General features: G+C 60.8%; 22 protein-coding genes and 1 pseudogene. 6 read left to right on the top strand and 17 right to left on the bottom strand.

The features are described from left to right. The first annotated feature begins 130 nt into the window (after positions 1 to 130). Both msrA and QCL51_RS01480 read left to right on the top strand, forming a co-directional pair. A complete protein-coding gene (msrA, locus tag QCL51_RS01485; protein ID WP_010951691.1) occupies positions 131 to 799 on the top strand; it encodes a peptide-methionine (S)-S-oxide reductase MsrA in 669 nt (222 codons plus the stop codon). A gap of 3 nt (positions 800 to 802) precedes the next feature. After that, complete coding sequence (locus tag QCL51_RS01480) at positions 803 to 1,426, top strand: glutathione S-transferase (protein WP_053870405.1); 624 nt, start codon at positions 803 to 805, stop codon at positions 1,424 to 1,426. A gap of 149 nt (positions 1,427 to 1,575) precedes the next feature. On the opposite strand, the gene creD is transcribed toward QCL51_RS01480, so the two are convergent. From creD to QCL51_RS01460, 4 genes are all read right to left on the bottom strand, one after another. Further along, positions 1,576 to 2,904 carry a cell envelope integrity protein CreD gene (gene creD / locus QCL51_RS01475; RefSeq protein WP_103443361.1) on the bottom strand — a complete coding sequence of 443 codons (1,329 nt, stop codon included), beginning with the start codon at positions 2,902 to 2,904 and terminating at the stop codon, positions 1,576 to 1,578. Positions 2,905 to 3,011: 107 nt separating this feature from the next. Continuing rightward, positions 3,012 to 4,448 (bottom strand): two-component system sensor histidine kinase CreC, encoded by a 1,437-nt coding sequence (gene creC, locus QCL51_RS01470; RefSeq protein WP_338444569.1) that lies wholly within the window; start codon positions 4,446 to 4,448, stop codon positions 3,012 to 3,014. Continuing rightward, positions 4,448 to 5,128 carry a two-component system response regulator CreB gene (gene creB / locus QCL51_RS01465; protein WP_011953261.1) on the bottom strand — a complete coding sequence of 227 codons (681 nt, stop codon included), beginning with the start codon at positions 5,126 to 5,128 and terminating at the stop codon, positions 4,448 to 4,450. The genes creC and creB overlap by 1 nt, the downstream gene beginning before the upstream one ends. Before the next feature lie 147 nt (positions 5,129 to 5,275). Beyond that, a complete protein-coding gene (locus tag QCL51_RS01460) occupies positions 5,276 to 5,776 on the bottom strand; it encodes an ATP-dependent zinc protease (RefSeq protein WP_021782660.1) in 501 nt (166 codons plus the stop codon). A 181-nt stretch (positions 5,777 to 5,957) separates the two neighbouring features. On the opposite strand from QCL51_RS01460, the gene QCL51_RS01455 reads away from it, so the two are divergent. Next, on the top strand, positions 5,958 to 6,845 hold the full coding sequence (locus QCL51_RS01455; protein WP_028697315.1) for an acyltransferase: 888 nt from the start codon (positions 5,958 to 5,960) through the stop codon (positions 6,843 to 6,845). An 85-nt stretch (positions 6,846 to 6,930) separates the two neighbouring features. Here the strand turns inward: QCL51_RS01455 and QCL51_RS01450 are convergent, their stop codons facing one another. Further along, the gene (locus tag QCL51_RS01450; protein WP_021782658.1) at positions 6,931 to 7,506 is read right to left on the bottom strand and encodes a DUF2780 domain-containing protein; all 576 of its coding nucleotides are present in this window, start codon (positions 7,504 to 7,506) and stop codon (positions 6,931 to 6,933) included. A gap of 343 nt (positions 7,507 to 7,849) precedes the next feature. Here QCL51_RS01450 and QCL51_RS01445 point away from each other — a divergent pair, with 343 nt between their 5' ends. Both QCL51_RS01445 and QCL51_RS01440 read left to right on the top strand, forming a co-directional pair. Further along, positions 7,850 to 8,548 carry an RHS repeat-associated core domain-containing protein gene (locus QCL51_RS01445; RefSeq protein WP_080671096.1) on the top strand — a complete coding sequence of 233 codons (699 nt, stop codon included), beginning with the start codon at positions 7,850 to 7,852 and terminating at the stop codon, positions 8,546 to 8,548. Between the two features lie 156 nt (positions 8,549 to 8,704). Further along, positions 8,705 to 9,634 (top strand): RHS repeat-associated core domain-containing protein, encoded by a 930-nt coding sequence (locus QCL51_RS01440; protein WP_080671095.1) that lies wholly within the window; start codon positions 8,705 to 8,707, stop codon positions 9,632 to 9,634. 224 nt (positions 9,635 to 9,858) lie between these two features. Here the strand turns inward: QCL51_RS01440 and fdhA are convergent, their stop codons facing one another. From fdhA to QCL51_RS01405, 7 genes are all read right to left on the bottom strand, one after another. Further along, positions 9,859 to 11,058 carry a formaldehyde dehydrogenase, glutathione-independent gene (fdhA, locus tag QCL51_RS01435; protein ID WP_011953256.1) on the bottom strand — a complete coding sequence of 400 codons (1,200 nt, stop codon included), beginning with the start codon at positions 11,056 to 11,058 and terminating at the stop codon, positions 9,859 to 9,861. Positions 11,059 to 11,363: 305 nt separating this feature from the next. Continuing rightward, on the bottom strand, positions 11,364 to 12,221 hold the full coding sequence (gene purU / locus QCL51_RS01430; protein ID WP_003255675.1) for a formyltetrahydrofolate deformylase: 858 nt from the start codon (positions 12,219 to 12,221) through the stop codon (positions 11,364 to 11,366). Between the two features lie 12 nt (positions 12,222 to 12,233). Next, entirely contained in the window at positions 12,234 to 12,866 is a 633-nt protein-coding gene (gene soxG, locus QCL51_RS01425) for a sarcosine oxidase subunit gamma family protein (protein WP_014589391.1), read from the bottom strand. Between the two features lie 170 nt (positions 12,867 to 13,036). After that, the gene (locus QCL51_RS01420; RefSeq protein WP_021782656.1) at positions 13,037 to 16,051 is read right to left on the bottom strand and encodes a sarcosine oxidase subunit alpha; all 3,015 of its coding nucleotides are present in this window, start codon (positions 16,049 to 16,051) and stop codon (positions 13,037 to 13,039) included. Then, positions 16,048 to 16,383, bottom strand: a complete 336-nt coding sequence (locus QCL51_RS01415; RefSeq protein WP_003255679.1) for a sarcosine oxidase subunit delta — start codon at positions 16,381 to 16,383, stop codon at positions 16,048 to 16,050. The genes QCL51_RS01420 and QCL51_RS01415 overlap by 4 nt, the downstream gene beginning before the upstream one ends. A gap of 14 nt (positions 16,384 to 16,397) precedes the next feature. After that, a complete protein-coding gene (locus QCL51_RS01410) occupies positions 16,398 to 17,648 on the bottom strand; it encodes a sarcosine oxidase subunit beta family protein (RefSeq protein ID WP_003255680.1) in 1,251 nt (416 codons plus the stop codon). Positions 17,649 to 17,663: 15 nt separating this feature from the next. Next, on the bottom strand, positions 17,664 to 18,917 hold the full coding sequence (locus QCL51_RS01405) for a serine hydroxymethyltransferase (RefSeq protein WP_021782655.1): 1,254 nt from the start codon (positions 18,915 to 18,917) through the stop codon (positions 17,664 to 17,666). A gap of 338 nt (positions 18,918 to 19,255) precedes the next feature. Between QCL51_RS01405 and QCL51_RS01400 the strand changes: the two genes are divergently transcribed. Continuing rightward, positions 19,256 to 20,296: a low specificity L-threonine aldolase gene (locus tag QCL51_RS01400; protein WP_021782654.1), complete on the top strand. Its 1,041-nt coding sequence runs from the start codon at positions 19,256 to 19,258 to the stop codon at positions 20,294 to 20,296. A gap of 34 nt (positions 20,297 to 20,330) precedes the next feature. Here the strand turns inward: QCL51_RS01400 and mcpH are convergent, their stop codons facing one another. The 5 genes and pseudogenes from mcpH to gbcB form a co-directional block, all read right to left on the bottom strand. After that, the gene (gene mcpH / locus QCL51_RS01395) at positions 20,331 to 22,268 is read right to left on the bottom strand and encodes a methyl-accepting chemotaxis protein McpH (RefSeq protein ID WP_021782653.1); all 1,938 of its coding nucleotides are present in this window, start codon (positions 22,266 to 22,268) and stop codon (positions 20,331 to 20,333) included. Positions 22,269 to 22,448: 180 nt separating this feature from the next. Beyond that, entirely contained in the window at positions 22,449 to 22,751 is a 303-nt protein-coding gene (locus tag QCL51_RS01390) for a cell division protein ZapA (protein WP_003255684.1), read from the bottom strand. Further along, a complete protein-coding gene (locus QCL51_RS01385; protein ID WP_003255686.1) occupies positions 22,748 to 22,978 on the bottom strand; it encodes a hypothetical protein in 231 nt (76 codons plus the stop codon). The genes QCL51_RS01390 and QCL51_RS01385 overlap by 4 nt, the downstream gene beginning before the upstream one ends. A gap of 605 nt (positions 22,979 to 23,583) precedes the next feature. Beyond that, positions 23,584 to 23,832 (bottom strand): annotated as a pseudogene (locus QCL51_RS01380) (RHS repeat-associated core domain-containing protein); the annotation flags it as partial. Positions 23,833 to 23,978: 146 nt separating this feature from the next. Further along, positions 23,979 to 25,079: a glycine-betaine demethylase subunit GbcB gene (gbcB, locus tag QCL51_RS01375; protein ID WP_021782652.1), complete on the bottom strand. Its 1,101-nt coding sequence runs from the start codon at positions 25,077 to 25,079 to the stop codon at positions 23,979 to 23,981. Positions 25,080 to 25,253: the final 174 nt, after the last annotated feature.

The following is a 25,253-nucleotide window of genomic DNA, read 5'->3' as shown; positions in this document are numbered from 1 at the left end:
GCCCTTTCGCGGGCATGCCCGCTCCCACAGAAACACCACAACCTTTGAAACCTGTGCTGTACCTGTGGGAGCGGGCATGCCCGAGAAGGCCCAAACCCCTACCCCACTGAATAAACACAGAGGAACGGCCATGGTCCTGCGTTCGGAAATCCTGGTGAACAAAAACGTCATGCCAACTGCGGAACAGGCCCTGCCTGGCCGCGACACGCCAATGAGCCTGCCCGAGTTCCACTATGTCTTCAAAGACACCCCGCTGCTCGGCCCGTTCTTCGAAGGCGCAATCGACTTCGCCATCTTCGGCCTGGGTTGCTTCTGGGGCGCGGAGCGCCGCTTCTGGCAGCGTGAAGGTGTGGTCAGCACCGTGGTCGGCTACGCCGGCGGCTTCACCCCGCACCCTACCTACGAAGAAGTCTGCTCGGGCCTGACTGGCCACACCGAAGTGGTGCTGGTGGTGTTCGACAAGGACAAGGTCAGCTACCGCGAACTGCTGGCAATGTTCTGGGAGCTGCACAACCCCACCCAAGGCATGCGCCAGGGCAACGACATCGGCACCCAGTACCGCTCGGCCATCTACTGCACCAGCCCGGAACAGCTGGAACAGGCCAAGGCCAGCCGCGATGCCTTCCAGGCCGAGCTGAGCAAGGCCGGCTTCGGTGAGATCACCACCGAAATCGACCAGGCACCGACCGTCTATTTCGCCGAGGCCTACCACCAGCAGTACCTGGCCAAGAACCCGGACGGCTATTGCGGCATCGGCGGCACCGGCGTGTGCCTGCCACCCAGCCTGCAAGGTAACTGACGCATGAGCACGATGACCCTGTTCCACTCGCCGTTGTCGCCTTTCGTGCGCAAGGTCATGGTGGTGTTGCACGAGACCGGCCAGCTTGAGCGTGTGCAGTTGCAGCCGGTGAACATCAGCCCGGTGAGCGGCGACCCGCAGCTCAACCTGGACAACCCGATCGGCAAGATCCCGGCCCTGCGCCTGGAAGACGGCACCGTGCTGCACGACAGCCGGGTGATCTGCGAGTACCTCGACCTGCAGCACGTTGGCCTGCCGCTGCTGCCGCGTGAAGGTTCGGCGCGCTGGCGGCGCATGACCTTGGTATCGCAGGCCGATGCGATCATGGATGCGGCGGTGTCGAGCCGTTATGAGAGCTTCCTGCGGCCAGAAGACAAGCGCTGGGAGGGCTGGCTGCAGGCGCAGGGTGACAAGATCCGCCGGAGCCTGGCCAACCTGGAGCAGGAGCACTTGCCGGAGCTGATGTCCGGCTTCGACCTGGCGGCGATTGGCGTGGCCTGTGCGCTGGGCTATCTGGATCTGCGTCAGCCCGGGTTTGGCTGGCGTGAGCGCCAGCCTGGGTTGGCGGCGTGGTATGCCGAGGTGGTCAAGCGGCCGTCGATGGTCGCTACAGCGCCAGTGGCCTGACAGGGCCCCTTCGCGGGCAAGCCCGCTCCACAGGTAGTGTGCGCCGTACCTGTGGGAGCGGGCTTGCCCGCGAAAGCTTCACCTAGGTATCACAGGAAACAACAGCTCGATCCTGAGCGCCAACCAGCGCCCGATCTCTCTATCCTCCCTCATGCTGCCCTCCCCACACGCGCCCAGTCCAGCCGCCGGGTCAGCACCATGAACACCCCAAGCAAGCCGAAACACAACAGCGACCCCATCAGCAGGGCATAGTCTTCGGCACTCAGCAGCCCGAAGAGCAGCGCGTACAACGCCGCCAAACCCGCTGCAAAACCCACCCCTCGCCACAGGCTGCGTAAAACATGACTCAGGTAGAAGCCGATCAGCAGCACACAGCCCGAAGCCGACAGCCCATACGCCAGACCAAAGCCAATGTGCTCGGACAACGACAGCAGCAGCAGATAGAAGAACGCCAGCGCCACGCCCACCAGGATGTACTGCACGGGGTGCACACTCAGGTTCTTCATTACTTCGAACAGGAAGAAGCCGGCAAAGGTCAGGGCAATGAACAACAACGCGTATTTGATCGCCCGCTCGCTTTTCAGGTACTGGTCCACCGGGTCTATAAAACTCACGCCAAAGCTGCGCTCACTGAAATCCGTACACTGCCCGGCGATAGCGCACTGGCGTATGGCATCCTCAAGGTTGGTGGCAAAGAACGAGGTTTGCCAATGGGCACTGAAGCCTTGAGCATCGATTTCGCGGCGGTTGGGCAAGTAGTTGCCGACGAAGCTCGGGTGCGGCCAGTTGGCGCGCATGTCCACGCTGCTGGTACGGCCCACGGGGACCACGTGCAACTGGCCGGTACCTTGCAGCGCCAGGTCAAAGCCATAGCTGAACGCTCGCGCCTGTAGCCCGTCCAGCCCCGGCAGGCTGGCGTGCACGCCGCCACGCATCCAGTCGAGCTGGGTGCCGGCCTCGAACGGCACTTTTTGCTCATCCATGCTCAGCTCCAGACCACTATCGATACCACGGATATCACTGATGCCCACCACCAGGAACGGCGTGTCGAAGCGGTAGTCGTCAAAGTCCTTGTCGATCCCCCAATGCGCCGGGAGCTTGAAGCGGCCGCTGATACGGCCTTTGGTGTGAAACAACCGGGCCTGGTAGATGCCGCGGGCGCGCAGTTCGGTGTCCACACCCAGGTCGGCGTCGAAGGTTTCCGGCAGGAAGTACAGGTGGCCGGCGATGGTGCTGGTTTCCTGGGTACGCTCACCGTCCTTTTCGATCCAGCGGCGCTGGTACTTGCGGTACGGCACCACCAGCAGCGGGCCGCTGAGTTGCTGGTCGAAGCTGGTGCTCTGGGCAATATCGCGCAGCACGCCGTCGCGCATGGCCTGGCGTTCGTCGATCAGGCCGTTGATCAGCAGTAGCGGGATGAGCAACAGCAACATCAGCATGGCGATCATGCCGAGTTTGAAACCGAGGGTCTTGTTCATGTGGCCTCCTGTGGCAGTGGGCGCAGTGTCTGCGCCTTGCGTGGAGGCTTTGTGGAGAGACTGTGTGATTTGAGTGTATTTGGGGCTGCTGTGCAGCCCCGGCTGTCTCAGCTGATGCGCCGAACCGGCAGCCACAACCGCACGCGCACCCCGCCATCGACGTTGTCCACCGCCAATGCCCCGCCATGCAACTGCATCACCTCGGCCACGAAGTTCAGCCCCAGCCCGGTGCTCTTGCGCCCGCTCCCGGGTCGCGGCAGCGAGTAGAACCGCTCGCTGACCCGCCCGATGGCGTAGGCCGGTATCGCTTGCCCCTGGTTGAACAAGCTCAACGCCACCCGTTCGCCATCGCGCTCTAGGTCGAACAGCAGCGTGCCCCCTTCCGGGGTGAAGTCCAGTGCGTTGTCGAGCAGGTTGGCCAACGCCTGGCGCATCAGAAACGGATCGCAGAGCAAGCGCAAAGTGGCAGGCACCCGCTGACGTACCTGCAAACGGGCGCCTTCGATACGCGCTGCATGGGCCAGCAGCAACTCATCGACCAACGCCGCCAGCGCCACCTGCTGCTCGTCCTCCAGCGCCTGCATCTGCTCGACCCTGGCCAGGTTGAGCAGCCGCTCGATCATCTGCTGCAACCGCTCGCTCTCGCGCTCGATATTGCCGGCGAAGCGCGCCCGCTGATCAGCGGGCATGTCCTCGGCCTGCAACAGCTCCGAAGCACCACGGATGGCCGCCAGCGGGCTTTTCAGCTCGTGAGTCAGGGTGTGCACGTAGCGCTCGACATAGGCCTTGCCTTCCAGTTGGGTGCGCATGCGCTCCACTGCCTGTGCCAGGTTCGCCAGCTCGCCGCCCTTGTAATGCGGAAGCTCCGCACGTTCCCCTTCGCTGACCGCCTGCGCATAACCTGCCAACTTGCGCAGCGAGCGCGCAAGCCACCACGACAGAGCCGCACCGATCAGCAAGCCCAGGCCGATCAGCCCTAGCCCCAGGCTGAGCAGGCGCCGCTCGGAGCGGTCGATGTAGGGTTGCAATGAGCTATTGGGCTTGGCGACGGTGACAACGCCGATGATCTTGCCGTTGTCGATGATCGGCGCGCCAACGTGCATCACCGAGGTGCTTTCGTCGTTGGGGTCGCTGCGGGTGGAGCGGGCGCCATACTGGCCACGCAGGGTCAGCAGCACGTCATTCCACTGCGAGTAATCCTTGCCCAGGGCCTCGCCACTGGAGTCCAGCAACACGATGCCCTTGGCGTCAGTGACATAGATGCGGTGGCTGACCTGGTTCTTGGCCAGCCCCCAGATCTGTGCGCCCGGGCTGCGCGAGCCGTAGGCCTCGAGCACCTCGGGCAGGCGGCCCTGGTTCAGGGTGCCGGCCTTGACGTCATCCCGCAGGATTTCTGCCAGCAGGTTGGCAGTGTCTACCAAGGTTTCTTCGGAGGATTGGCGCACCACCGGACGAATCTGTTCGCGTACGGTATTGAGCAAGAAGTAACCGGCCAAACCGACGAACAGGAAGTACACCAGAAAGATGCGAATACCCAAGCGCATCAGGCGTGCTCCGGGCTATAGCTGTAACCGAGGCCGCGATGGGTCTGGATCGGCTCGGCATCACCCGCTACCTGGCGCAGCTTGGCGCGCAGGCTCTTGATATGGCTGTCGATGGTGCGCTCATAGCCCACATCTGAGGCCACGCCCAAAGCGTCGAGCAGCTGTTCGCGGCTGAACACCCGTTGCGGTTGTTCGAGCAGGCATTGCAGCAAGCGGAACTCATGCCGGGTCAGCGTGAGCGGCTGGCTGCGGTAGGTGATCTGCATGCGCAAGGTGTCGAGGTGGAACAAGGTGGTTTCGCCGACAACCTCGGCCCTCGGGGCCATGCGTTTGAGGATCGCCCGAACGCGCGCTGCCACTTCACGAGGGCTGAAAGGTTTTACTACGTAGTCGTCGGCACCGATTTCCAGGCCCACGACGCGGTCGATTTCACCGTCCCGGGCGCTGAGAAACATCACCGGCACCTCGGTGAACCGGCGCAGCTGGCGACAGGTTTCGAAGCCACTGATGTCGGGCAGGCCGATGTCGAGGATGACCAGGTCGGCCGGGCGCTGGCGCTGCTGGTCGAGGGCGGCACTGCCCAGGGTTACCCATTCGGTGCTGTGACCGTCGGCCTGCAGGGCGTAGACCAGGGTGTCGGCGATGGCGGCTTCGTCTTCGACGATGAGGATATGAGGCATGGCGTCCGGCCTTGCGGTTTTGAAGGTTGGCACATCTCAGTGTAGGAGCGGGCTTGCCCGCGAACACCGGCGAAGCCGGTGCCTGACAGCACATTATGTGTGTTCGCGGGCAAGCACGCTCCTACATTGTATGGCGCACGCTTCAGATCAACAGCCTGGCTTGCCAGCAGTGAACTTCTTCGCCGGGTTTACCGCCGCCTTGAACTCGCGCAGTGCCTTGGAACCGACCAGCAGCGGGTAGTTGAAGTTGCTGCGGTCCACCAGATTCACCTCCACGGTACGCTTCACATCCCCCAGGCACAGCTCCAGGTCGACCACCGGGCGCTTGGAGACCTCTGGCGCATCCCCTTCGTCCTCTTCATCGGCACGGCCCTTGATCTTGCTGATGCGCGAGACCTTGTGCTCGTAAACCTTGCCGTCCGAGTCCTTGGTCGCCAGGCGGAAGCGCACCCACTCGTCGCCATCGCGGGTGAACAGCTCGATATCCTTGGCCGACAGCGACGCGGTGAAGGCGCCGGTGTCCATCTTGGCTTTCAGGGTTTCGCCCAGTTCAGGCAGGGCAATGTTCTCGTAACGGCCGTATATAGTGGGTTCGGCTGCCATTACCGGCAGCGCCAACAACGACAACAGGGCAAGCAGTGGTTTCACAGGCAGGCTTCCTTGAAAGGGTCAGTGCTTAGACTGCACTGGCAAGAGAGGTTCGCTTACACAAGACTAAACAACATAACGTGAAACATTTGTTCCCGCCGCCGGGCATTGGACATTTGGCGTAGGCCACCGCCCTGCTTATCATTGCCAACCGTTTATCTCCCACAACAAGAGTCTCTTTATGCGTCGCCTGCTGACCGGCATTCTCACTACCACCCTGCTGCTGCTCAATACCGTGGTATTGATCTGCCCGCTGCTGGTCTTCGCCCTGCTCAAGCTGGTGTTGCCAGGCCGTGGCCGCGACTACGCGTCGTGGGCGGTGATGTGGGTGGCCGAAACCTGGTCGGAAATCGACAAAGCCATCTTCGCCCTGTGCATCCCTACCCAGTGGGACATCCGCGGTGTGGAAAACCTGCGCAAGGACACCTCGTACCTGGCCGTGAGCAACCACCAGACCTGGGTCGACATCCCGGCGCTGATCGAAAGCCTCAACCGCCGTACACCGTTCTTCAAGTTCTTCCTGAAAAAGGAGCTGATCTGGGTGCCGTTGCTGGGCCTGGCCTGGTGGGGGCTGGATTACCCGTTCATGAAGCGCTACAGCAAGGCGTTTCTGGAAAAGCACCCAGAGCTCAAGGGCAAGGACCTGGAAATCACCAAGGCGGCCTGCGAGCTGTTCAAGCGCCAGCCAGTGACCGTGGTCAACTACCTGGAAGGCACCCGGTTTACTGAAGCCAAGCGCCAGGAGCAGCAGTCGCCGTATCGCTACCTGCTCAAGCCCAAGGCAGGTGGTGTGGCGTTTGTGCTCGCGGCATTGGGCGAGCAGTTAGATGCCCTGCTGGATGTGACCATCGTGTACCCCGGCAACAAGGCGCCGGGGTTTTGGGAATTGCTCAATGGCAGCATCAGCCGGGTGATTATCGACATTCAGGTGCGGGAGCTGGACCCGGCGTTGTGGGCGGGGGATTACGAGAATGATCCCGAGTTTCGGCAGATGGTGCAGGCCTGGGTCAACCAGTTGTGGGTGGCCAAGGATCAGCGGATCGAGCAGCTACGGCAGGAAATGAGCTGATAATTTTCAAGTGTCTGCCCGGGCCTCTTCGCGGGCACCCTGCGAAGAGGCCCGGGCAGACTGCGCAAGAATCCTCACCCGACCTTCAGACCGAGGGCTGAGCCAATGGCGCCGGTGTGGTCCACAAACTCCCCAGATTCTGCAACAACGCCCCGGCAACCCCCTGCTGCCCCAGATACTGCAGCAGCAACGGCGCAAACTGCCCGATCATCCCGGTATCCATGCCTAGCGCCTTGAACGCATTGTCCAGGTCGCTACGGTTTTCCACGTTGTTGCCCAGTGCGTTGCTCAACGCCGACTGGCTCTCGCTGCTCTTGCCCAGCAAATCACCCAACCCACTTAACCCGCCCAGCGCATTTGCACCGGCCAGCAGGTCCAGCCCTGGCACCGCCTTGGTCAGTTGCCCATAGTCATCGCTGCTAAGGTTGTTGCGTGCCAGCCCCAGCATGGCTCCTGCTCCGCCTACCGCCTGTTCGGGGGTGATGTTCAGCTGGCTGCCCAGGGTGTTGAGCAGATTGGCCTGCGCTTCCGGTGCCTGTACCTGGCCTTGCTGTTGCTGGTTCTGCATGGCGGACACGGCGTTGGCGGCGTCGCTGAGGTTGAAGGCGAACACCGGGCTTGCGGCCAGGGTCATCAGGGTTGCCAGGGTGAAAGCTTTCATTGGAAGAAGACCTCATAGGCCGGGATGGCCCGCGAAAGTAAACTTTAGACCCGACGTTCGAGACTTGGTTCCAGCGGGCGATACCTGACAAAATTGCTAGTTGTCACTGCCTTTAGGGAAGAGCACAGTAACAGCACATTATCCAAATACCAGGATATCGCAAGTGCCCTCTCTTTTCGAATGAATACGTTACTAGAACTAAGCAGTCGTAGGCGAGACGTCGCCACTGATGTCCCACGCCAGTTAAACGTTTCCTGTAACATGCCCATAATAAACGTTCATCGCCCTTACCACCCTAGCCCACTCAGGGAACGCGAGATTTCAGATCGACGAGGCCAACTCAATGAGAAGAATTAGAGCATTTACTTATTCCCCCTACGGCCAGTCTGCGACGTTAATATCGGGGCGACCATCGATCGGCTTCAACGGCGAGTTCTTTGACGCTGTGACCACCACCTATCCGCTAGGCAATGGACATCGCTTGTACAGCCCAAAGCTTATGCGATTCCTTTCACCAGACGAGTTAAGCCCATTCTCAGAGGGTGGTATCAACACATACATGTACTGTAACGGCGACCCCATAGGGAAAATTGATCCTTCAGGGCGAATTCCTATCCTCATTATCATCAAGCCACTTAATAGCCTATACAAAGGCATTAAGAATCGATTTTTTGGCCGCACACCAAAATCTAAACGCCCCCCACAACCCCCTCGAGGAACGCCAACTAAAAGCAAAAACATACAGGACGAAAACTCCAACAACAATCCGTTCATTCGTGCATACGAACAAAAGCAAGCCAGCAGTGACAGATGGTGGCTATACAATGAGCATTTATCTGACATTGAAAAAGCCAAAAACACTGACCTAACCAAAGTTCCCCAAGATGTACTTGATCGCGCGATTAATAACTTCAATCACAGACAAGCAGAGATCGATAGGCTCACCCGAGAGTATAATCTACCACCTTTCCGACGGCACGCTCCTCATTCTTCCCCAGACCTGTCGAGCAATGCCGTCGCCCCCATTCGAAGTAGGCCGTAGCATACCGCAAGCAGTTGCTACCCATCAAAATGGAGCGGGTGAGGCTGTGGAAGATTTTGGTCGCACTCATCGAGCCACACTATCCAAAGCGATCGCCCGAACTATACATTGACCTGAAACTTATAAGCAAAATACCCCAGAATGGATAATGTATAAATGAGAGAATATTTTTACCAAAATCGACAGCTACACACCCTAAAATCAGCTCTCGATATCCGTAGCATCTTTCGTGCTGCCGGCCTGTCACTTGCGGAGCATAGTGACAAGGCCGCTAACCTGCTAGAGACGGATAAGAGCGGAACCGTGATGGGAGCTTTGAGCTTATCCGACCAAAGCGTATACGCATATATGAGCTATGGACACTGCCTCAAGATACCTTCCGACCATTCGATGGTCGGTTTCGACGGCCAGTTAATCGACCCCGTCTTACGGGCCTATCTTTTGGGTAACGGATATCGTGCATTCTCTCCCATTTTTATGCGTTTCTCTTCTCCCGACTCACATAGTCCATTTGGAACTGGCGGCATTAATAGCTACTGTTATTGTCTAGACGACCCCATTAATAGAACCGATACCTCGGGACACGCCTCAACGAAATTTGCCATGCTACCAAGATCCATAAACAAGGCATGGCGCAAGGCTAGAGAAAACGGTTGGGAAAGTATATTAACTAACCCAAACATCATTTCAAAGATTCAACCCACCCTACCCAGCAAAGATGTTGTAAGCCTCGCGCACGCATCAAAAAAAATACACACCGCCGTCAGCATAGAATCTAACAAAATAGCCAACAGCAAAATCTCGATTGATAATGTACTACAAACTAGAGATATGCAATTCGAAGGCACACTACCGAGTTCAGTATCGACGCGACGAAATGATGTTATCCTGCACGCAATCAACCAAACTGAAACCTTGCAAGACAATTTTTTGAGATTGAATGAAGCGCCCACAGACTTGGGTACCGGACGTAGGCATGCAATCGTAGTCCGCCCTGGCCGGCGCAGGCCAACTTTGTCTAGCCATAGCAGCACCGACAGCATTTTTGATGAAAACGGGGATATTCGCGGCAACCCTAGAAACTAACTTAGCTATGTGCATTACTACAAACCATTTTCTGCAGTAAGGTAGCCCCTGCGACTATACAGAATGGATAGCAGCGCACCTCTTTCACCCATCGCACGTAACCTCACCCACCGGAACAACGGAACTTGCTCGGCTCTAGGTTGGAGCTTCGTGGGCTTTGAGATCAGTTATTCAGCCTTGAAAAAGCCCCTCAAATTGAGGGGCTCTTGTCAGGCAACTGCTTTTTACGCCGCGCCCCACATCTTGTGCGGGTCGATCACAAACTTCTTAGGCACACCCGCATCAAACTCGCCATACCCTTCCGGCGCCTGATCCAGGTTGATCACCTGCACACCCACCACTTCAGCAATGTTGATGCGGTCCCACATGATCGCCTGCATCAGCTGGCGGTTGTACTTCATGGTCGGGGTCTGGCCGGTGTGGAAGCTGTGCGATTTCGCCCAGCCCAGGCCGAAGCGGATGCTCAGTGCCCCGATCTTGGCAGCGGCATCGACCGCGCCCGGGTCCTCGGTCACGTACAGGCCCGGGATACCGATGTTGCCGGCTACGCGGGTCACTTGCATCAGCGAGTTCAGCACGGTGGCCGGGGCCTCGTGCTTGGCACCTTCATGGCCGTGGCCACGGGCCTCGAAGCCTACGGCGTCGACAGCGCAGTCCACTTCCGGCTCGCCGAGGATGTCGACGATCTGCTCGTGCAGCGGGGTGTCCTTGGACAGGTCGACCACTTCGAAGCCCTGCGACTTGGCGTGGGCCAGGCGGGCCGGGTTGAGGTCACCGACGATTACGCAGGCGGCGCCCAGCAAGCGCGCCGAGGCAGCGGCGGCCAGGCCGACCGGGCCAGCACCGGCAACGTAGACAGTGCTGCCTGGGCCAACGCCAGCAGTCACGGCACCGTGATAGCCGGTGGGCAGGATGTCGGACAGGCAAGTCAGGTCACGGATCTTTTCCATGGCCTTGTCGCGCTCAGGCAGCTTCAGCAGGTTGAAGTCGGCGTATGGCACCAGCACGTATTCGGCCTGGCCGCCGGTCCAGTCGCCCATGTCGACGTAGCCGTAGGCACCGCCGGCGCGCGCCGGGTTGACGGTGAGGCAGACACCGGTGTGCATCTCTTTGCAGGAACGGCAGCGGCCGCAAGCGACGTTGAACGGGACCGATACCAGGTCGCCGATCTGCATGCGCTCGACATCGCGGCCCTTCTCGACGATTTCACCGGTGATTTCGTGGCCCAGGACCAGGCCGACCTGGGCAGTGGTGCGGCCACGGACCATGTGCTGGTCAGAACCGCAGATGTTGGTGGAGACCACCTTCAGGATGACGCCGTGTTCGATTTTCTTGCCGCGCGGGTCCTGCATTTTCGGGTAGTCGATGTGTTGCACTTCGACCTTGCCGGCGCCGAGATATACCACTCCACGATTGCCAGACATTGCTTGTACCTCGCTTGATTATTATTTATGCAGCGTTGGTTGAAGCGCCGCCATCCGTGGGCGGCATGTACTACTGGAATGCAGGGAATTGTGGGCCGGATGGGGCCGGACGCACTGACTGGAAGCGACAGGGAGATGCCTTTTCGCGGCAGGGCTGTCGTCGGAGGATATGAGGGAGATACCGAGGCGCATAACTGCACTGGCCTCTTCGTGGACAAGCCCGCTCCCGCAAGGACTGTGCTGGGCCCGAAGGCGGCGCAGTACCTGTGGGAGCGGGCTTGCCCGCGAAGAGGCCAGAACAGGTGTTAGAGAACCACAGTCCGGTTGGCGTTCAGGAACACCCGCCGCTCGATGTGATAACCCACCGCCCGCGCCAATGTCAGGCATTCGATATCCCGCCCTTTGGCAATCAGGTCTTCGGGATAGTGGCTGTGATCCACCACCTCGACACCCTGGGCAATGATCGGCCCTTCATCCAGGTCGTTGTTGATGTAGTGCGCCGTGGCACCGACCATTTTCACACCCTTGTTGTAGGCCTGGTGATAAGGCTTGGCGCCTTTGAAGCCCGGCAACAGCGAGTGGTGAATATTGATCGCCCAACCATCCAGACGGCGGCAAAGCTCGGGCGACAGTACCTGCATATAGCGGGCAAGAATAACCAGCTCAGCACCGGTCTCCTCGATCACCTGCAGCACCTTGCGCTCTTGCCCGGGCTTGTCCTTGGGGTCGAGTGCGAAGTGGTAATAAGGAATCTTGTGCCAATGCGCCAAGGGTTCGAGGTCCGGATGGTTCGACACCACGGCCACCACATCCATACCCAATTGGCCAATGCGCTGGCGATACAGCAGGTCATTCAGGCAATGGTCAGCCTTGGACACCATGATCACCACCTTGGGGCGGTGGTTGGGCGCGGTCAGCTCGAAGGCCATGCCGAACGCTTCGCTGCGCTCGGCGAGGCCGGCCCGGAAGCCCGCCTCGTCGAAATCGTCCGGCTGACGGAACTCGACGCGAATGAAGAAGCGCCCCGACTGCCGGTCATCGAAGGAGTGGTGCTCCGTCACGTAGCAGCGCTGCTCGAAGAGGTAACGCGTCACCACGTCGACGGTACCGAGCATGCTCGGGCAGTCGGCGGTGAGAATCCAGGTATCCGGTGCCCGACTCATGTTCTGGTCTCCTTAAGCTTCGATGCTCAAGCCGTATTCGGCAGAAGCGTCCTGCAGCCACAGCCACCAGTAGTCGGCAAAGCTGCGGCGAATCACCAGCTCCCAGGTGTCTTCTGCAGTGCGGCGGATCACCAACTGGGACTTGGCGAACACGGTGCCCACAGCCTTGCCCACCGGGAAGTTGTTCGGGTGAACATCATAGCTGGTGGACTTCATCAGCACGTCGCGCACGTTCGGGCCGCGCAGTTCCAGCAGGCTTTGCCCGCCACTGACATTGACTACCTGAATGTGCTGGCCTTCAAGGGCCGCGCGCAGCTTTTGCTCGACTGCCAGCTCCTGACCGCCGGGTACGATCAGCAACCACTCGTCGGGGCCGACCCATTGCAGCGACATATCCTTGTTGGCGACCACGGTCAGCGCCACTGGCAGCTCCAGGCCAAGGGCCTTGTGCACGCCGGCGGCGAATTCCGGGTTGTGGCCATCACCGCGCAGGGTGAGGTGGCCGAGGAACTTGCGTTCACGCAGGGTCACGCCTGCGTTCTTGCGGCCTTTGCCTACCAGGCTGGCCAGGTCGGCATGGTGCAGTGGCGACTGGGCTTTGGCCTCGGCGCCGGGGTTTTGCTGGAAGACGTTGATAGCGCTCATTTCTTACCTGCCTTGAATTCTGGATTCGACCACGATGCCTGCGGGAGACGGCCATCCTGTGGGAGCGGGCATGCCCGCGAATGCGATGTTGAATTCACCGCCCTCTTCGCGGGTACGCCCGCTCCCACAGAGACCTCATTCCACGCCTGACACCGGTTGGACCGGGGGCCTTAGACGTTCTGCCGCTCACCCTTCGGATCGAAGAACACCGAAGACACGATTTCCGCCTCGATCACGCTGCCATCCGCCTGCGGCGAGTAGACACGCTCGCCCATGCGCTTGAGGCCGCCTTTGACCACACCCATGGCGAACGAGTAGCCCAGGGAGTTGGACGCGTAGCTGGAGGTGACGTGGCCGACCATGTCCATCGGGATTGGCTGTTTCGGGTCGAACACCAGTTGGGCGCCTTCCGGCAGCCACTTGGTTGGGTCGACCGGCTTCAGGCCCACCAGCTGCTTGCGGTTCTCACGTACGCAGTCTTCGCGGTTCATGCCACGCAGGCCGATCCACGAGAACGGCTTGTTGCGGCCAACGCACCAGCTCATGTTCAGGTCGTCCGGGTTCATCGAACCATCGGTGTCCTGGCCCACGATGATGAAGCCCTTCTCTGCACGCAGTACGTGCATGGTCTCGGTGCCGTACGGGGTCAGGTTGTACTTCTTGCCGGCCTCGATGATCTGTTCCAGCACGCCCATCGCGTAGTTGGCCTGCACGTTCACTTCGTACGACAGCTCGCCGGTGAACGAGATACGGAACACACGGGCCGGCACGCCACCGACGTTGCCTTCCTTCCAGGTCATGAACGGGAAGGCTTCCTTGTCCATGTCGATGTCGGTCAGCTCGCTCAGCAGCTTGCGGCTGTTAGGGCCGGACAGGGTCATGGTGGCCCAGTGGTCAGTGACCGAAGTGAAATACACCTTCAGCTCTGGCCACTCGGTCTGGTGATACAGCTCCATCCACTGCAGCACGCGGGCAGCGCCGCCGGTGGTGGTGGTCATGATGAAGTGGTTGTCGCCGACGCAGGCGGTTACGCCGTCGTCGAAGACCATGCCGTCTTCCTTGCACATCAGGCCGTAGCGGGCCTTGCCCACGTCGAGCTTGGTCCAGGCGTTGGTGTAGATGCGGTTGAGGAATTCGCGCGCGTCCGGGCCCTGGATGTCGATCTTGCCCAGGGTCGAGGCGTCCAGCAGGCCGACGCTGTCGCGCACTGCCTTGCATTCACGCGTGACGGCAGCATGGATGTCTTCGCCGGCTTTCGGGAAGTACCACGGGCGCTTCCACTGGCCGACGTCTTCGAACTCGGCGCCGTTCTTCACGTGCCAGGCATGCAGGGCAGTGAAGCGCACGGGCTCGAACAGGTGACCACAGTGACGGCCCGCTACCGCGCCGAAAGTGACCGGCGTGTAGTTGGGGCGGAACATGGTGGTACCCATTTCCGGGATGGTGATGCCGATCGAACGGGCGGCGATGGCCAGGCCGTTGATGTTGCCCAGTTTGCCCTGGTCGGTACCGAAGCCCAGCGCGGTGTAGCGCTTGACGTGCTCGACCGACTCGAAGCCTTCACGGGTGGCCAGTTCGATACCGGCTGCGGTCACGTCGTTCTGCTGGTCGACGAACTGCTTCGGCCCCTTGGTGCCTTTGTCGTGCGGCACCAGGAACAGTGCCACAGTGGCCTCTTCCTTGCGCGCCACGGTTTTTGGCAGGGTGCCGACAGTGGCCTTGAAACCGGCCTCAGTGGCTGCGCGGACGCCGCCTTCGAAGCCATCGGCAATCACATCGCCCAAGGCATACACGCCGTTGATACCACCGACGCACTCACGCTTCTGCGGCGCATCGCCCGGCACAAAGCCAAGGATATCGTCACGCCATACCGGGCGACCGCCCAGGTGCGAAGCCAGGTGCACGATCGGGCTGTAACCGCCCGAGGACGCGATCAGGTCGCACTCGAGGACTTCGCCTGGGCTGGTGACTTTGTGCGCCTGCACATCGATGGCCGCCACACGGGCACCGGTGACGTGCTTGCTGCCTTTGGCCTCGACCACGGCGCTGGAGGTGAGGATGCGAATGCCTTTGGCACGCGCTTCTTCAACCAGCGAACCACGTGGGTTGTGGCGGGCGTCGGCAATGGCGACCACTTGCAGGCCTGCGTCGTGCCAGTCCAGCGCGGCGCGATAGGCGTGGTCGTTGTTGGTCGACAGTACCAGCTTGCGACCCGGGGCCACGCCATAGCGGCGAACATAGGTGGAAACAGCACCGGCCAGCATGTTGCCCGGCACGTCGTTGTTGCCGTACACCAGCGGGCGCTCGTGGGCGCCGGCAGCCAGTACCACACGCTTGGCGCGAACGCGGTGCACGCGGTGGCGAACCTGGCCGATCGGGGCGCGATCGCCGAGGTGGTCGGTGAGGCGCTCGTGAATGGTCAGGAAGTTATGGTCGTGGTAGCCGTTGACCGTGGCACGTGGCAGCAGGGTCACTTCTGGCAGGCTTTCCAGCTCTTTGACCACTGCGTTGACCCAGTCGGCGGCAGGCTTGCCGTCGAGGGTTTCGCGGGTGTCGAGCAGGCTGCCGCCGAACTCTTCCTGCTCGTCAGCCAGGATCACGCGGGCACCGCTGCGCGCAGCGGCCAATGCCGCAGCCAGGCCAGCAGGGCCGGCGCCGACGATCAGCACGTCGCAGTGCCGGTTCATGTAGTCGTAGCTGTCAGGATCGTTCTGCAGCGGTGCACGGCCCAGGCCGGCGGCTTTACGGATGTACTTCTCGTAAGTCATCCAGAACGATTTGGGGTACATGAAGGTTTTGTAGTAGAAGCCCGGCGGCATCATGCTGCCGCCAACCTTGCCGAGGATGCCCATGACGTCGTTGTTGACGTTCGGCCAGCCGTTGGTGCTGGTGGCGACAAGACCTGCGTACAGCGCCTGCTGGGTGGCACGCACGTTGGGGATCTGGGTAGCTTCGCTGGAGCCGATCTGCAGGATGGCGTTCGGCTCTTCGGTACCGGCGGCGATGATGCCGCGCGGGCGCGAGTACTTGAAGCTACGGCCGACAATGTCGACGCCGTTGGCCAGCAACGCGGCGGCCAGGCTGTCACCGGCATAACCCTGGTAGGTCTTGCCGTTGAAGGTGAAGTTCAGGACCTTGCTGCGGTCGATACGGCCGCCGCTGGCGAGGCGATAGGTCTGGCTCATACTTTTTCCCCTTGGCCTTTGACGGTCGACGTGGCGCTGGCGGCTTTGCCATTGGCGGTCACTTGCGGCTTCTCGCCAATCTTGTAGGTTTCCAGAATTTCGTAGGTCACGGTGTCACGGGTGACGTTGAAGTACTGGCGGCAGCCGGCAACGTGGTCCCACAGTTCATGGTGAATACCGCGTGGGTTGTCACGGTAGAACATGTAGGTACCCCACTCCTCGTCGGAGCAGGCGTTAGGGTCCAGCGGGCGGGCGATGTGTGCCTGGCCAGAGGCGTGGAACTCTTCTTCGGAGCGCAGCTCGCCGCAGTGGGGACAGAAAATATGCAACATGACGGTGTCTCCGGTTAGTGGGCGACGGCGGCGGCGCCGTGTTCGTCGATCAGTGCGCCGTTGTAGAAACGGTCCATGGAGAACGGCGCGGCCAGTGGGTGCATTTCGCCCTTGGCCAGGCTCGCGGCGAAGACGTTGCCCGAACCGGGGGTCGCCTTGAAGCCGCCAGTACCCCAACCGCAGTTGAAGAACATGTTCTTGACCGGGGTTTTGGTGATGATCGGGCAGGCGTCCGGCGAGGTGTCTACGATGCCGCCCCACTGGCGGTTCATGCGAACACGCGAAAGGTTGGGGAACATCTCGACGATGGCCTGCAGGGTGTGCTCGATCACCGGGTACGAACCGCGCTGGCCGTAGCCGACCCAGCCGTCGATACCGGCACCGATCACCAGGTCGCCTTTGTCGGACTGGCTGATGTAGCCGTGCACGGCGTTGGACATGATCACGCTGTCGATGATCGGCTTGATCGGCTCGGATACCAGCGCTTGGAGCGGGTGCGATTCCAGCGGCAGGCGGAAGCCGGCCAGCTTGGCCATGTGCCCGGAGTTACCGGCGGTGACCACGCCGACGCGCTTGGCGCCGATGAAGCCTTTGTTGGTTTCCACACCGATGACCGCGCCGTTTTCCTTGCGGAAGCCGATCACTTCGGTTTGCTGGATCAGGTCGACACCCAAGGCGTCGGCAGCGCGGGCGAAGCCCCAGGCCACGGCATCGTGACGGGCAACGCCGCCACGGCGCTGTACGGTGGCGCCGAGGATCGGGTAGCGGGTGTTCTTGGAGCAGTCCAGGTACGGGATTTCGGCCGCAACCTGGGCAGTATTCAGCAGCTCGCCATCCACGCCGTTGAGGCGGTTGGCGCTGACCCGACGCTCGGAGTCACGCATGTCCTGCAGGGTGTGACACAGGTTGTAAACACCGCGCTGGGAGAACATCACGTTGTAGTTGAGGTCCTGGGACAGGCCCTCCCACAGCTTCATGGCGTGCTCGTACAGGTGCGCCGACTCGTCCCACAGGTAGTTGGAACGCACGATGGTGGTGTTACGGGCGGTGTTGCCGCCGCCCAGGTAGCCCTTCTCGATCACGGCAACGTTGGTGATGCCGTGCTCTTTGGCCAGGTAGTAGGCCGTGGCCAGGCCATGGCCGCCACCACCGACAATAACCACGTCGTAAACCTTTTTAGGGGTTGGCGTGCGCCACATCCGCTGCCAGTTTTCGTGGTGGCTGAGGGAGTGCTTGAAAAGGCCGAAGCCCGAGTAACGTTGCATGGTGTGTGACTCCACTCAGCGGTAGACAGGGAAATCTGCGCACAGGGCCGCGACGTTCTTCGCCACATCGGCTTCGACGTCTGCGTCACCGAGGTTGTCGAGGATGTCGCAAATCCAGCCAGCCAATGCCACACACTGAGCGACCTTGAAGCCGCGGGTGGTGACGGCCGGGGTGCCGATACGCAGACCCGAAGTGACGAACGGCGACTGCGGGTCGTTCGGCACGGCGTTCTTGTTGACGGTGATATGCGCACGACCCAGGGCGGCGTCGGCATCTTTGCCAGTCAGGCCCTGACGGATCAGGCTGACCAGGAACAGGTGGTTGTCGGTACCACCGGAAACCACATCGTAGCCACGGTCGATGAACACCTTGGCCATGGCCTGGGCGTTTTCGATCACTTGCTGCTGGTAGGCCTTGAATTCAGGCTCCAGCGCTTCCTTGAAGCACACCGCCTTGGCAGCGATCACGTGCATCAGCGGGCCACCCTGGGCGCCCGGGAATACAGCGGCGTTCAGCTTTTTCTCGATCTCTTCGTTCGACTTGGCCAGGATCAGGCCGCCACGTGGACCGCGCAGGGTCTTGTGGGTAGTGGTGGTGACCACGTCGGCGAACGGGATCGGGTTCGGGTACAGGCCAGCGGCAACCAGGCCGGCAACGTGGGCCATGTCGACGAACAGCAGTGCGCCCACTTTGTCGGCGATGGCGCGGAAGCGTGGGAAGTCGAGGGTCTTGGAGTAGGCCGAGAAACCGGCAACGATCATTTTCGGCTTGTGCTCGACCGCCAGGCGCTCGACTTCATCATAGTCGATCAGGCCGGTGTTGGTGTCGATGCCGTACTGGACAGCGTTGTACAGTTTGCCCGAGGAGGACACTTTGGCGCCGTGGGTCAGGTGACCACCGTGGGCCAGGCTCATGCCCAGGATGGTGTCACCGGCTTGCAGCAGGGCCAGGTAGACCGCGCCGTTGGCCGACGAGCCGGAGTGCGGCTGGACGTTTGCGTAGTCGGCACCGAACAGCTGCTTGGCGCGCTCGATAGCCAGGGCCTCTACCTTGTCTACGTGCTCGCAGCCACCGTAGTAACGCTTGCCCGGGTAGCCTTCGGCGTACTTGTTGGTCAGGCCGCTGCCTTGGGCCTGCATGACGCGCTTGCTGGTGTAGTTCTCCGAGGCGATCAGCTCGATGTGATCTTCCTGGCGCTGTTCTTCGGCATTCATCGCCGCCAGCAGTGCATCGTCGTAACCCTGGATCTGGTCTTGCTTGCTGAACATTGTGTATCTCCCGGCAGCGATCATTTTTTGTCGTGGGGCACTGTGGCCCTTTGTGGCGATGTTATGACTGGTGGGGTCGGGTCAGATGCCTGCGCACGCCTTGCAATGGCGCGTTTACGACATTCGCTGTTGTGCTGTTTGTGCTGGCCCTTTCGCGGGTGAACCCGCTCCCACAGGTACGGTCGCGCTCTGAAGGCTTGCGGCGCCCTGTGGGAGCGGGTTCACCCGCGAAAGGGCCAGCCCGGACAACACAGAAATCAGCCGATGCACGGGTTGTATAGGCAAGTGCTGAATCGATGGTTTAGAGTGCTGTTCTGCGTCGTTCACAGGACCGTGCCATGACAGACAAGAGCCAACAATTCGCCAGCGACAACTATTCCGGCATCTGCCCCGAAGCCTGGGCGGCGATGGAAAAAGCCAACCGCGGCCACGACCGCGCCTACGGCGACGACCAGTGGACCGAGCGTGCATCGGAGTACTTCCGCAATCTGTTCGAAACCGACTGCGAAGTGTTCTTCGCTTTCAACGGTACCGCGGCCAACTCCCTGGCCCTGGCGTCGCTGTGCCAGAGCTACCACAGCGTGATCTGCTCCGAGACCGCCCACGTCGAAACCGACGAATGCGGTGCGCCGGAGTTTTTCTCCAACGGCTCCAAGCTGCTGACAGCGGCCAGCGTCAACGGCAAGCTGACGCCACAGTCGATCCGCGAAGTGGCGCTCAAACGCCAGGATATCCATTACCCCAAGCCGCGCGTGGTGACCATTACCCAGGCCACGGAAGTGGGCACGGTGTACCGCCCAGACGAGCTGAAGGCGATCAGCGCCACCTGCAAGGAGCTGGGCCTGAACCTGCACATGGACGGCGCACGCTTTACCAACGCCTGTGCTTTCCTGGGCTGCAGCCCGGCCGAACTGACCTGGAAGGCCGGTGTGGATGTGCTGTGCTTTGGCGGCACCAAGAACGGCATGGCGGTGGGCGAGGCGATTCTGTTCTTCAACCGCCAGTTGGCCGAAGACTTCGATTATCGCTGCAAGCAAGCCGGGCAACTGGCGTCGAAAATGCGCTTCTTGTCGGCGCCATGGGTCGGGCTGCTGGAAGATGGCGCCTGGTTACGCCATGGAAACCACGCCAATCATTGCGCGCAGCTGCTGGCATCGTTGGTCAGTGGCCTGCCGGGGGTAGAGCTGATGTTCCCGGTGGAGGCCAACGGGGTGTTCCTGCAGATGCCGGAGCACGCCATCGAGGCGCTGCGGGGCAAGGGCTGGCGCTTCTATACCTTTATCGGCAGCGGTGGCGCGCGCTTCATGTGCTCGTGGGATACCGAAGAAGCGCGGGTGCGTGAGCTGGCCGCGGATATCCGCACGATCATTGGTGGCTGAGCGAGTGCTGGGGCCGCCTTGCGGCCCCGGCGATCTAAAGCCTGAACCCACCCATCTGCCGCGCCAGGTCATCAGCCAACCCACGCAACGCCTGGCACTCCTCGCGGCACCCTTGCACCTCCGCCGCCGTCTCACGCGCCAAATCGGAAATCCCCTGCACCGTCCGGTTGATTTCCTCGGTCACCGCCGACTGCTCCTCGGTAGCCGTGGCCACTTGGTGATTCATGTCACTGATGTGCTCTACCTGGTCGGTAATCGCGCTCAGCGATGCCCCGGTGCGCTGGCTCGATTCCACGCCGCTGCCGGTAGCCTGCTGCCCTGCCTGCATTGAACTCACCGCCGAACCTGCCCCCAGCTTCAGGCGCTGGATCATCTGCTGCACTTCATCGGTGGACAGCTGTGTGCGCCGGGCCAGCGTACGTACTTCATCGGCCACCACAGCGAACCCGCGCCCCATCTCCCCTGCCCGCGCGGCCTCGATGGCAGCGTTCAGCGCGAGCAGGTTGGTCTGCTCGGAAATGCTGCGGATTACCGCGAGCACTTCATCGACCGAGGCGACTTCGTCAGCCAGTTGGCTGACCGCATCGGCCGCCTTGCCGATGTCACCCGACATGCCCTCGATGCCACGAATGGATCGTTGCACCACCTCGCGCGCCTGCAACGCCTCGTCTCGTGCCGACTGCGACGCCTGGGCCGCATCGCCGGCATTACGGGCGATGTCCTGCACGGTCAGGCCCATCTCGTGTACAGCAGTGGCGACCATTTCGGTCATCTCCTGCTGGCGCCCGGAGCGCTCGGCAGTGTTGTCCACCACCTGGGTTACCTGCTCCACGGCCCGCCGCAGCCGCTCGGAGGTACTCAACACCTCGCCGATCAGGCTGCGCTGGCTGTCCAGAAAGCGGTTGAAACCACGGGCCAGGTCACCCAGCTCATCCTGGCGCGAATCGTCCAGACGGTGGCTGAGATCCCCCGCTCCACCGCCAATCTGAACCAATGCAGCGGTAACGCGGCGGATCGGCCGCACCAGGCCTCGCGCCAGCAGTACCACCAACAGCAGTGACACCAACGCTACGGCGCCACCGATCAGGCTGGTCAGCCAGACGGCCTGATGCATTTGCGCGTAAATTTCCGACTCTGGCACTTCGGCCACAAGGGTCCAGTTGAGGTCGCGCAAGGGCAAGCCCAGCGCCAGGTAGCGCTCACCGTCACGGCTGAAGCGGCTGCTACGCAGGCTCGCGCCTCCGGTCATGACACCTTTGGCTGCGTCCGCGCCAAGCTGCTCGGCAAGCTGGCGCTTGCCACTGAAGGCACCATCGGGATGCACCTGGATCAAACCATCGTTGCGCACCAGAAACACTTTGCCGTGCTCGCCAAAGCTGAAATCGTGGATCAGCTTCGACAACTCGGTCATGCGCAGGCCCATGCCGGCCACACCCACCAGCTTGCCTTCCTTTTCCACACGATAATCGATGAACAGTGCCAGCTCGCCGGTGGCACCATCGATGTCGATGTTGATGAACCGCTCGGCGCCGCTGTCGATGTAACCGTAAAACCAATTGTCCTTGGGGTTGCTGCGGCTGAGGGTACGGTCCAGGCCCTTCTCGCTGTAGTAGTGGCCGGTTTCGGTCGAGGCGAACAGCGCAGTAAAAGCGTGGTTGCGCTGTTTGGCGGCGGCCAGGTATTCGATGAATTGGGGTGCCTGCGCGGGATCTTCACCGGCAGCAAGCCAGTCGCGCAGCAGAGTATTACCGGCAATGTCCGCGGCAGCGACCAACGGTTGCCCCAGCATGCGCTCGATGTCGTTGCGGATGGCCTCGACGCTGGCGGGCAGGGCAGTGTCGACCAGGTAGCGGTCGGTGAGACGGTTGAGCGCCACGGTGAAGATAATGACCACCACCAGGATGCTCGCCAGCAAGGCAGCGCCCATGCTGGTGATCAATTGCAACTGGATGCTCTTACGCCAGATACGCATGCCCCTACTCCCCGCACATTATTGTTCTGCGGAAAGTGTATACACTTGCGTATCCAGTTAATCCAGTGATCTGAAGCAATCAGATGCACCCCGCAGGAGCGGATTTACCCGCGAACGCGATGTTGAAGCCACTGACGCATTCGCGGGTAAACCCGCTCCTAGAGGGGAAAGTGTGCGGTCTTATTGCTCTGCAATGGTCCGCACGATGGCATCCACCGTGGCGTCGATCTGCGCTTGAGTACGCGCAAGGGTCTGCTGATGCTCTTTCTGCAGTTCAACCTGTTTGGAGCACAGGTTAAGGGCAGCCAGCACCAGCAGTTTGTCACCGATCAAGGTCGGGTACTGACGCTTGGTCTCGTTAAGGGCTTTGTTGAGCATCCGTACCGCCTGGGCCAGGGTTTCTTCCTGGCCTTCGGGCGCCTTGATCGAATAGTCGATGCCGAGAATCGACACGACATTGATCGGCTGCTCCTGCAGTCTCATGCGCCAACAACGCCCGCGCTGGCACGCTCGACCAGGGCCTGGATGCGTGCTGCGGTAGCGCCGTTCTTCTCTTCCTGCTCCATCAGCGACAGTTGCAGGGTTTCGTTCTCTTCCTTGGCCTGGGCCAGTTCCTGGCCAAGGGCGGTGTTCTGCTCGATGAGTTGAGCGTTTTTCTGCATCAGGTCGCTGACCAGTTGCTCGATTTGATTCAGGGAAGCTTCCAGCATGGGTCTATCTCAGGTTGTTGCGAGGGGCACACACGATAAAGAAAAGTGCGCCCTATCGCCATTAAATATCGGATTCATAAGGTGTCGAACCCGCAGATTGACAGGATAACCGGCACCTTGTTCCGACCTGAGTCAACCGCCGGTCAGGAAAAAGATAGCTACCTCACAAACTTCGCCCGAGGTACGGGCATGGGGCGGGGGGGCATTGCTGAGGAACTGAAGCCGCTTTGCAGCCCCACCGGTCCGACCGACTTACTGGCTTGCGAGTCAATTTGAGGATTACCGGCAAATGGGCCAACAAACGGCGAAAATTCGGCACCAGCCAGATCCATCACATAAGGTCCTGAGGCAGGGATCAAATGATCAACATGCTTCTTCAGAGCCTTACCGACCGAAACGACTTTAACGCTGAACCTCACGACGCTGCCAACAGCAGCCAACTCTTTGGCACCGGGTACTCCGTAAGAGGCCATGGCGCCGCCGATGCCGGCCAACCATGTAGCGCCCTCGCCCAACGTCTTCAACCGATCGCGGCCAGAAAAAAATGCTTTGATTCGCGATCCAAACCATACAACTCGTTTAGCCAGCACCCAGAGGCTGGACGTTCCACTTGGATCATGCCTGTTGAGCGGGTCTCCCAGGCAGTAGGCATAAGCGTTGATGCCACCTTTGGAAAACGGGCTTAGTTGGTCTGCAGACAAAAATCGCCTCAAGGTTGGGCTATATGCTCTTCTGCCATTGCCAAGCAGATAATTGCCAGTGGGGGCGTCGCGCAGCTCTCCATTGAATGCGAGTAGAGAAGCATGATTGCCAAATTGCGCGCCGTAGGGATCATATGGCGCTGAGCGGCACATACTCACGGCAAGCGAATTGCTTTGGTTCATACAGTCATCCAGAGTGGTTTCAGGCAACCTTACTCGGCCACCAGGCACTCTGAAACTGGCAAAAATGCCAGTCCTGCAATAGAACAGGGCTGCGCAAGCAGCCCCGATATCTCGAATCAGTAATCGATCCGCACATCCCCTTTCGGCACGCTGCAGCACGACAGGATGTAGCCCTCGGCTTCGTCTTCTTCGGTAATCCCGCCGTTGTGCTCCATCTCCACCTCGCCGCCCAGCTTGAGCACCTTGCAGGTGCCGCAGATACCCATGCCGCAGGCTTTCGGAATCATCAGACCAACCTTGGCTGCCGCCGCGTGCACGGTCTCGCCCGGGGCGATGCGGATGCTCTTTTCGCTACCGATGAACTCCACCAGATTAAGGTCGGACGCATCCAGCTCCGGTGCATCGGCCGCCTGCTCGGCGTGCTCCACGGCATCGGCCTTGGCTTCTGCCGGCGTCGCGCCGAACGATTCCTCATGGTAATTCGCCATGTCGAAACCGACCGCTTCGAGCAGGCGCTTGACCGCTGTCATGTACGGCGTCGGGCCGCAGCAGAACACCACGCGCTCCATGTAGTCCGGCGCGATCAGCTCCATCAGCCGCTGGTTCAGGTAACCGCGGTACCCCGCCCACGGCTCGCCCAGGCCATGCTTTTCGCAAATGATGTGCAGGCTGAAGTTGGGGATGCGCGAAGCCATCTGCTCCAGCTCGCGGTGGTAGATGATGTCCTTCGGCGAACGGGCGCTGTGCACGAACACCATGTCGACATTGGCGTTGGTGTCGTAGAACCAGCGCGCCATGGACATCACCGGAGTAATGCCCACACCGCCCGACAGGTACAGCACCTTGCCCGACGGGAAGTCGATGGCATTGAACAGGCCCACAGGGCCGTGCACCGGCAGCTCGAGGCCTTCGTGCATGGTGTCGTGCAGGAAGTTGGACACCAGGCCGCCCGGCACGCGCTTGACGGTGATCGAGAAGCTGTAGGGCACTGACGGCGAACTGGAGATAGTGTAGGACCGCATCACGGGCTTGCCTTCGATCTCCAGCTCCAGGGTGACGAACTGCCCCGGCTTGAAGAAGAACATGATCGGCTGGTCGGCCATGAAGCAGAAGGTGCGCACGTCCCAGGTCTCCTGGATGACCTTGACGCAGCGCACAATGTGGCGGCCGTTGGCCCAGGTCTGGGTAGTGACCGGATTGAGGAAGGTATCGGACATGTTCTTCTCCAGCGGCCGACTATGGCCCTTTTCATGGCTGCGATAATGCGCAAGCTGAAGACGACGTACATTCCTGCCTGCGACATCGACGTGCTTATCGCGACCAGCCCCGTGGCACAAGGGCTGGCGCGTCGTTATTCAAATCGGCCATGTCGCCCATGGATACGGTTCGCG

It is taken from the genome of Pseudomonas sp. LTR0 (assembly GCF_036630035.1).
In the GTDB taxonomy this organism is placed as follows: Bacteria; Pseudomonadota; Gammaproteobacteria; order Pseudomonadales; family Pseudomonadaceae; genus Aquipseudomonas; species Aquipseudomonas putida_Y.
The sequence above is the reverse complement of the archived record's forward strand: the minus strand, read 5'-3'. Positions and strand labels throughout refer to the sequence as shown.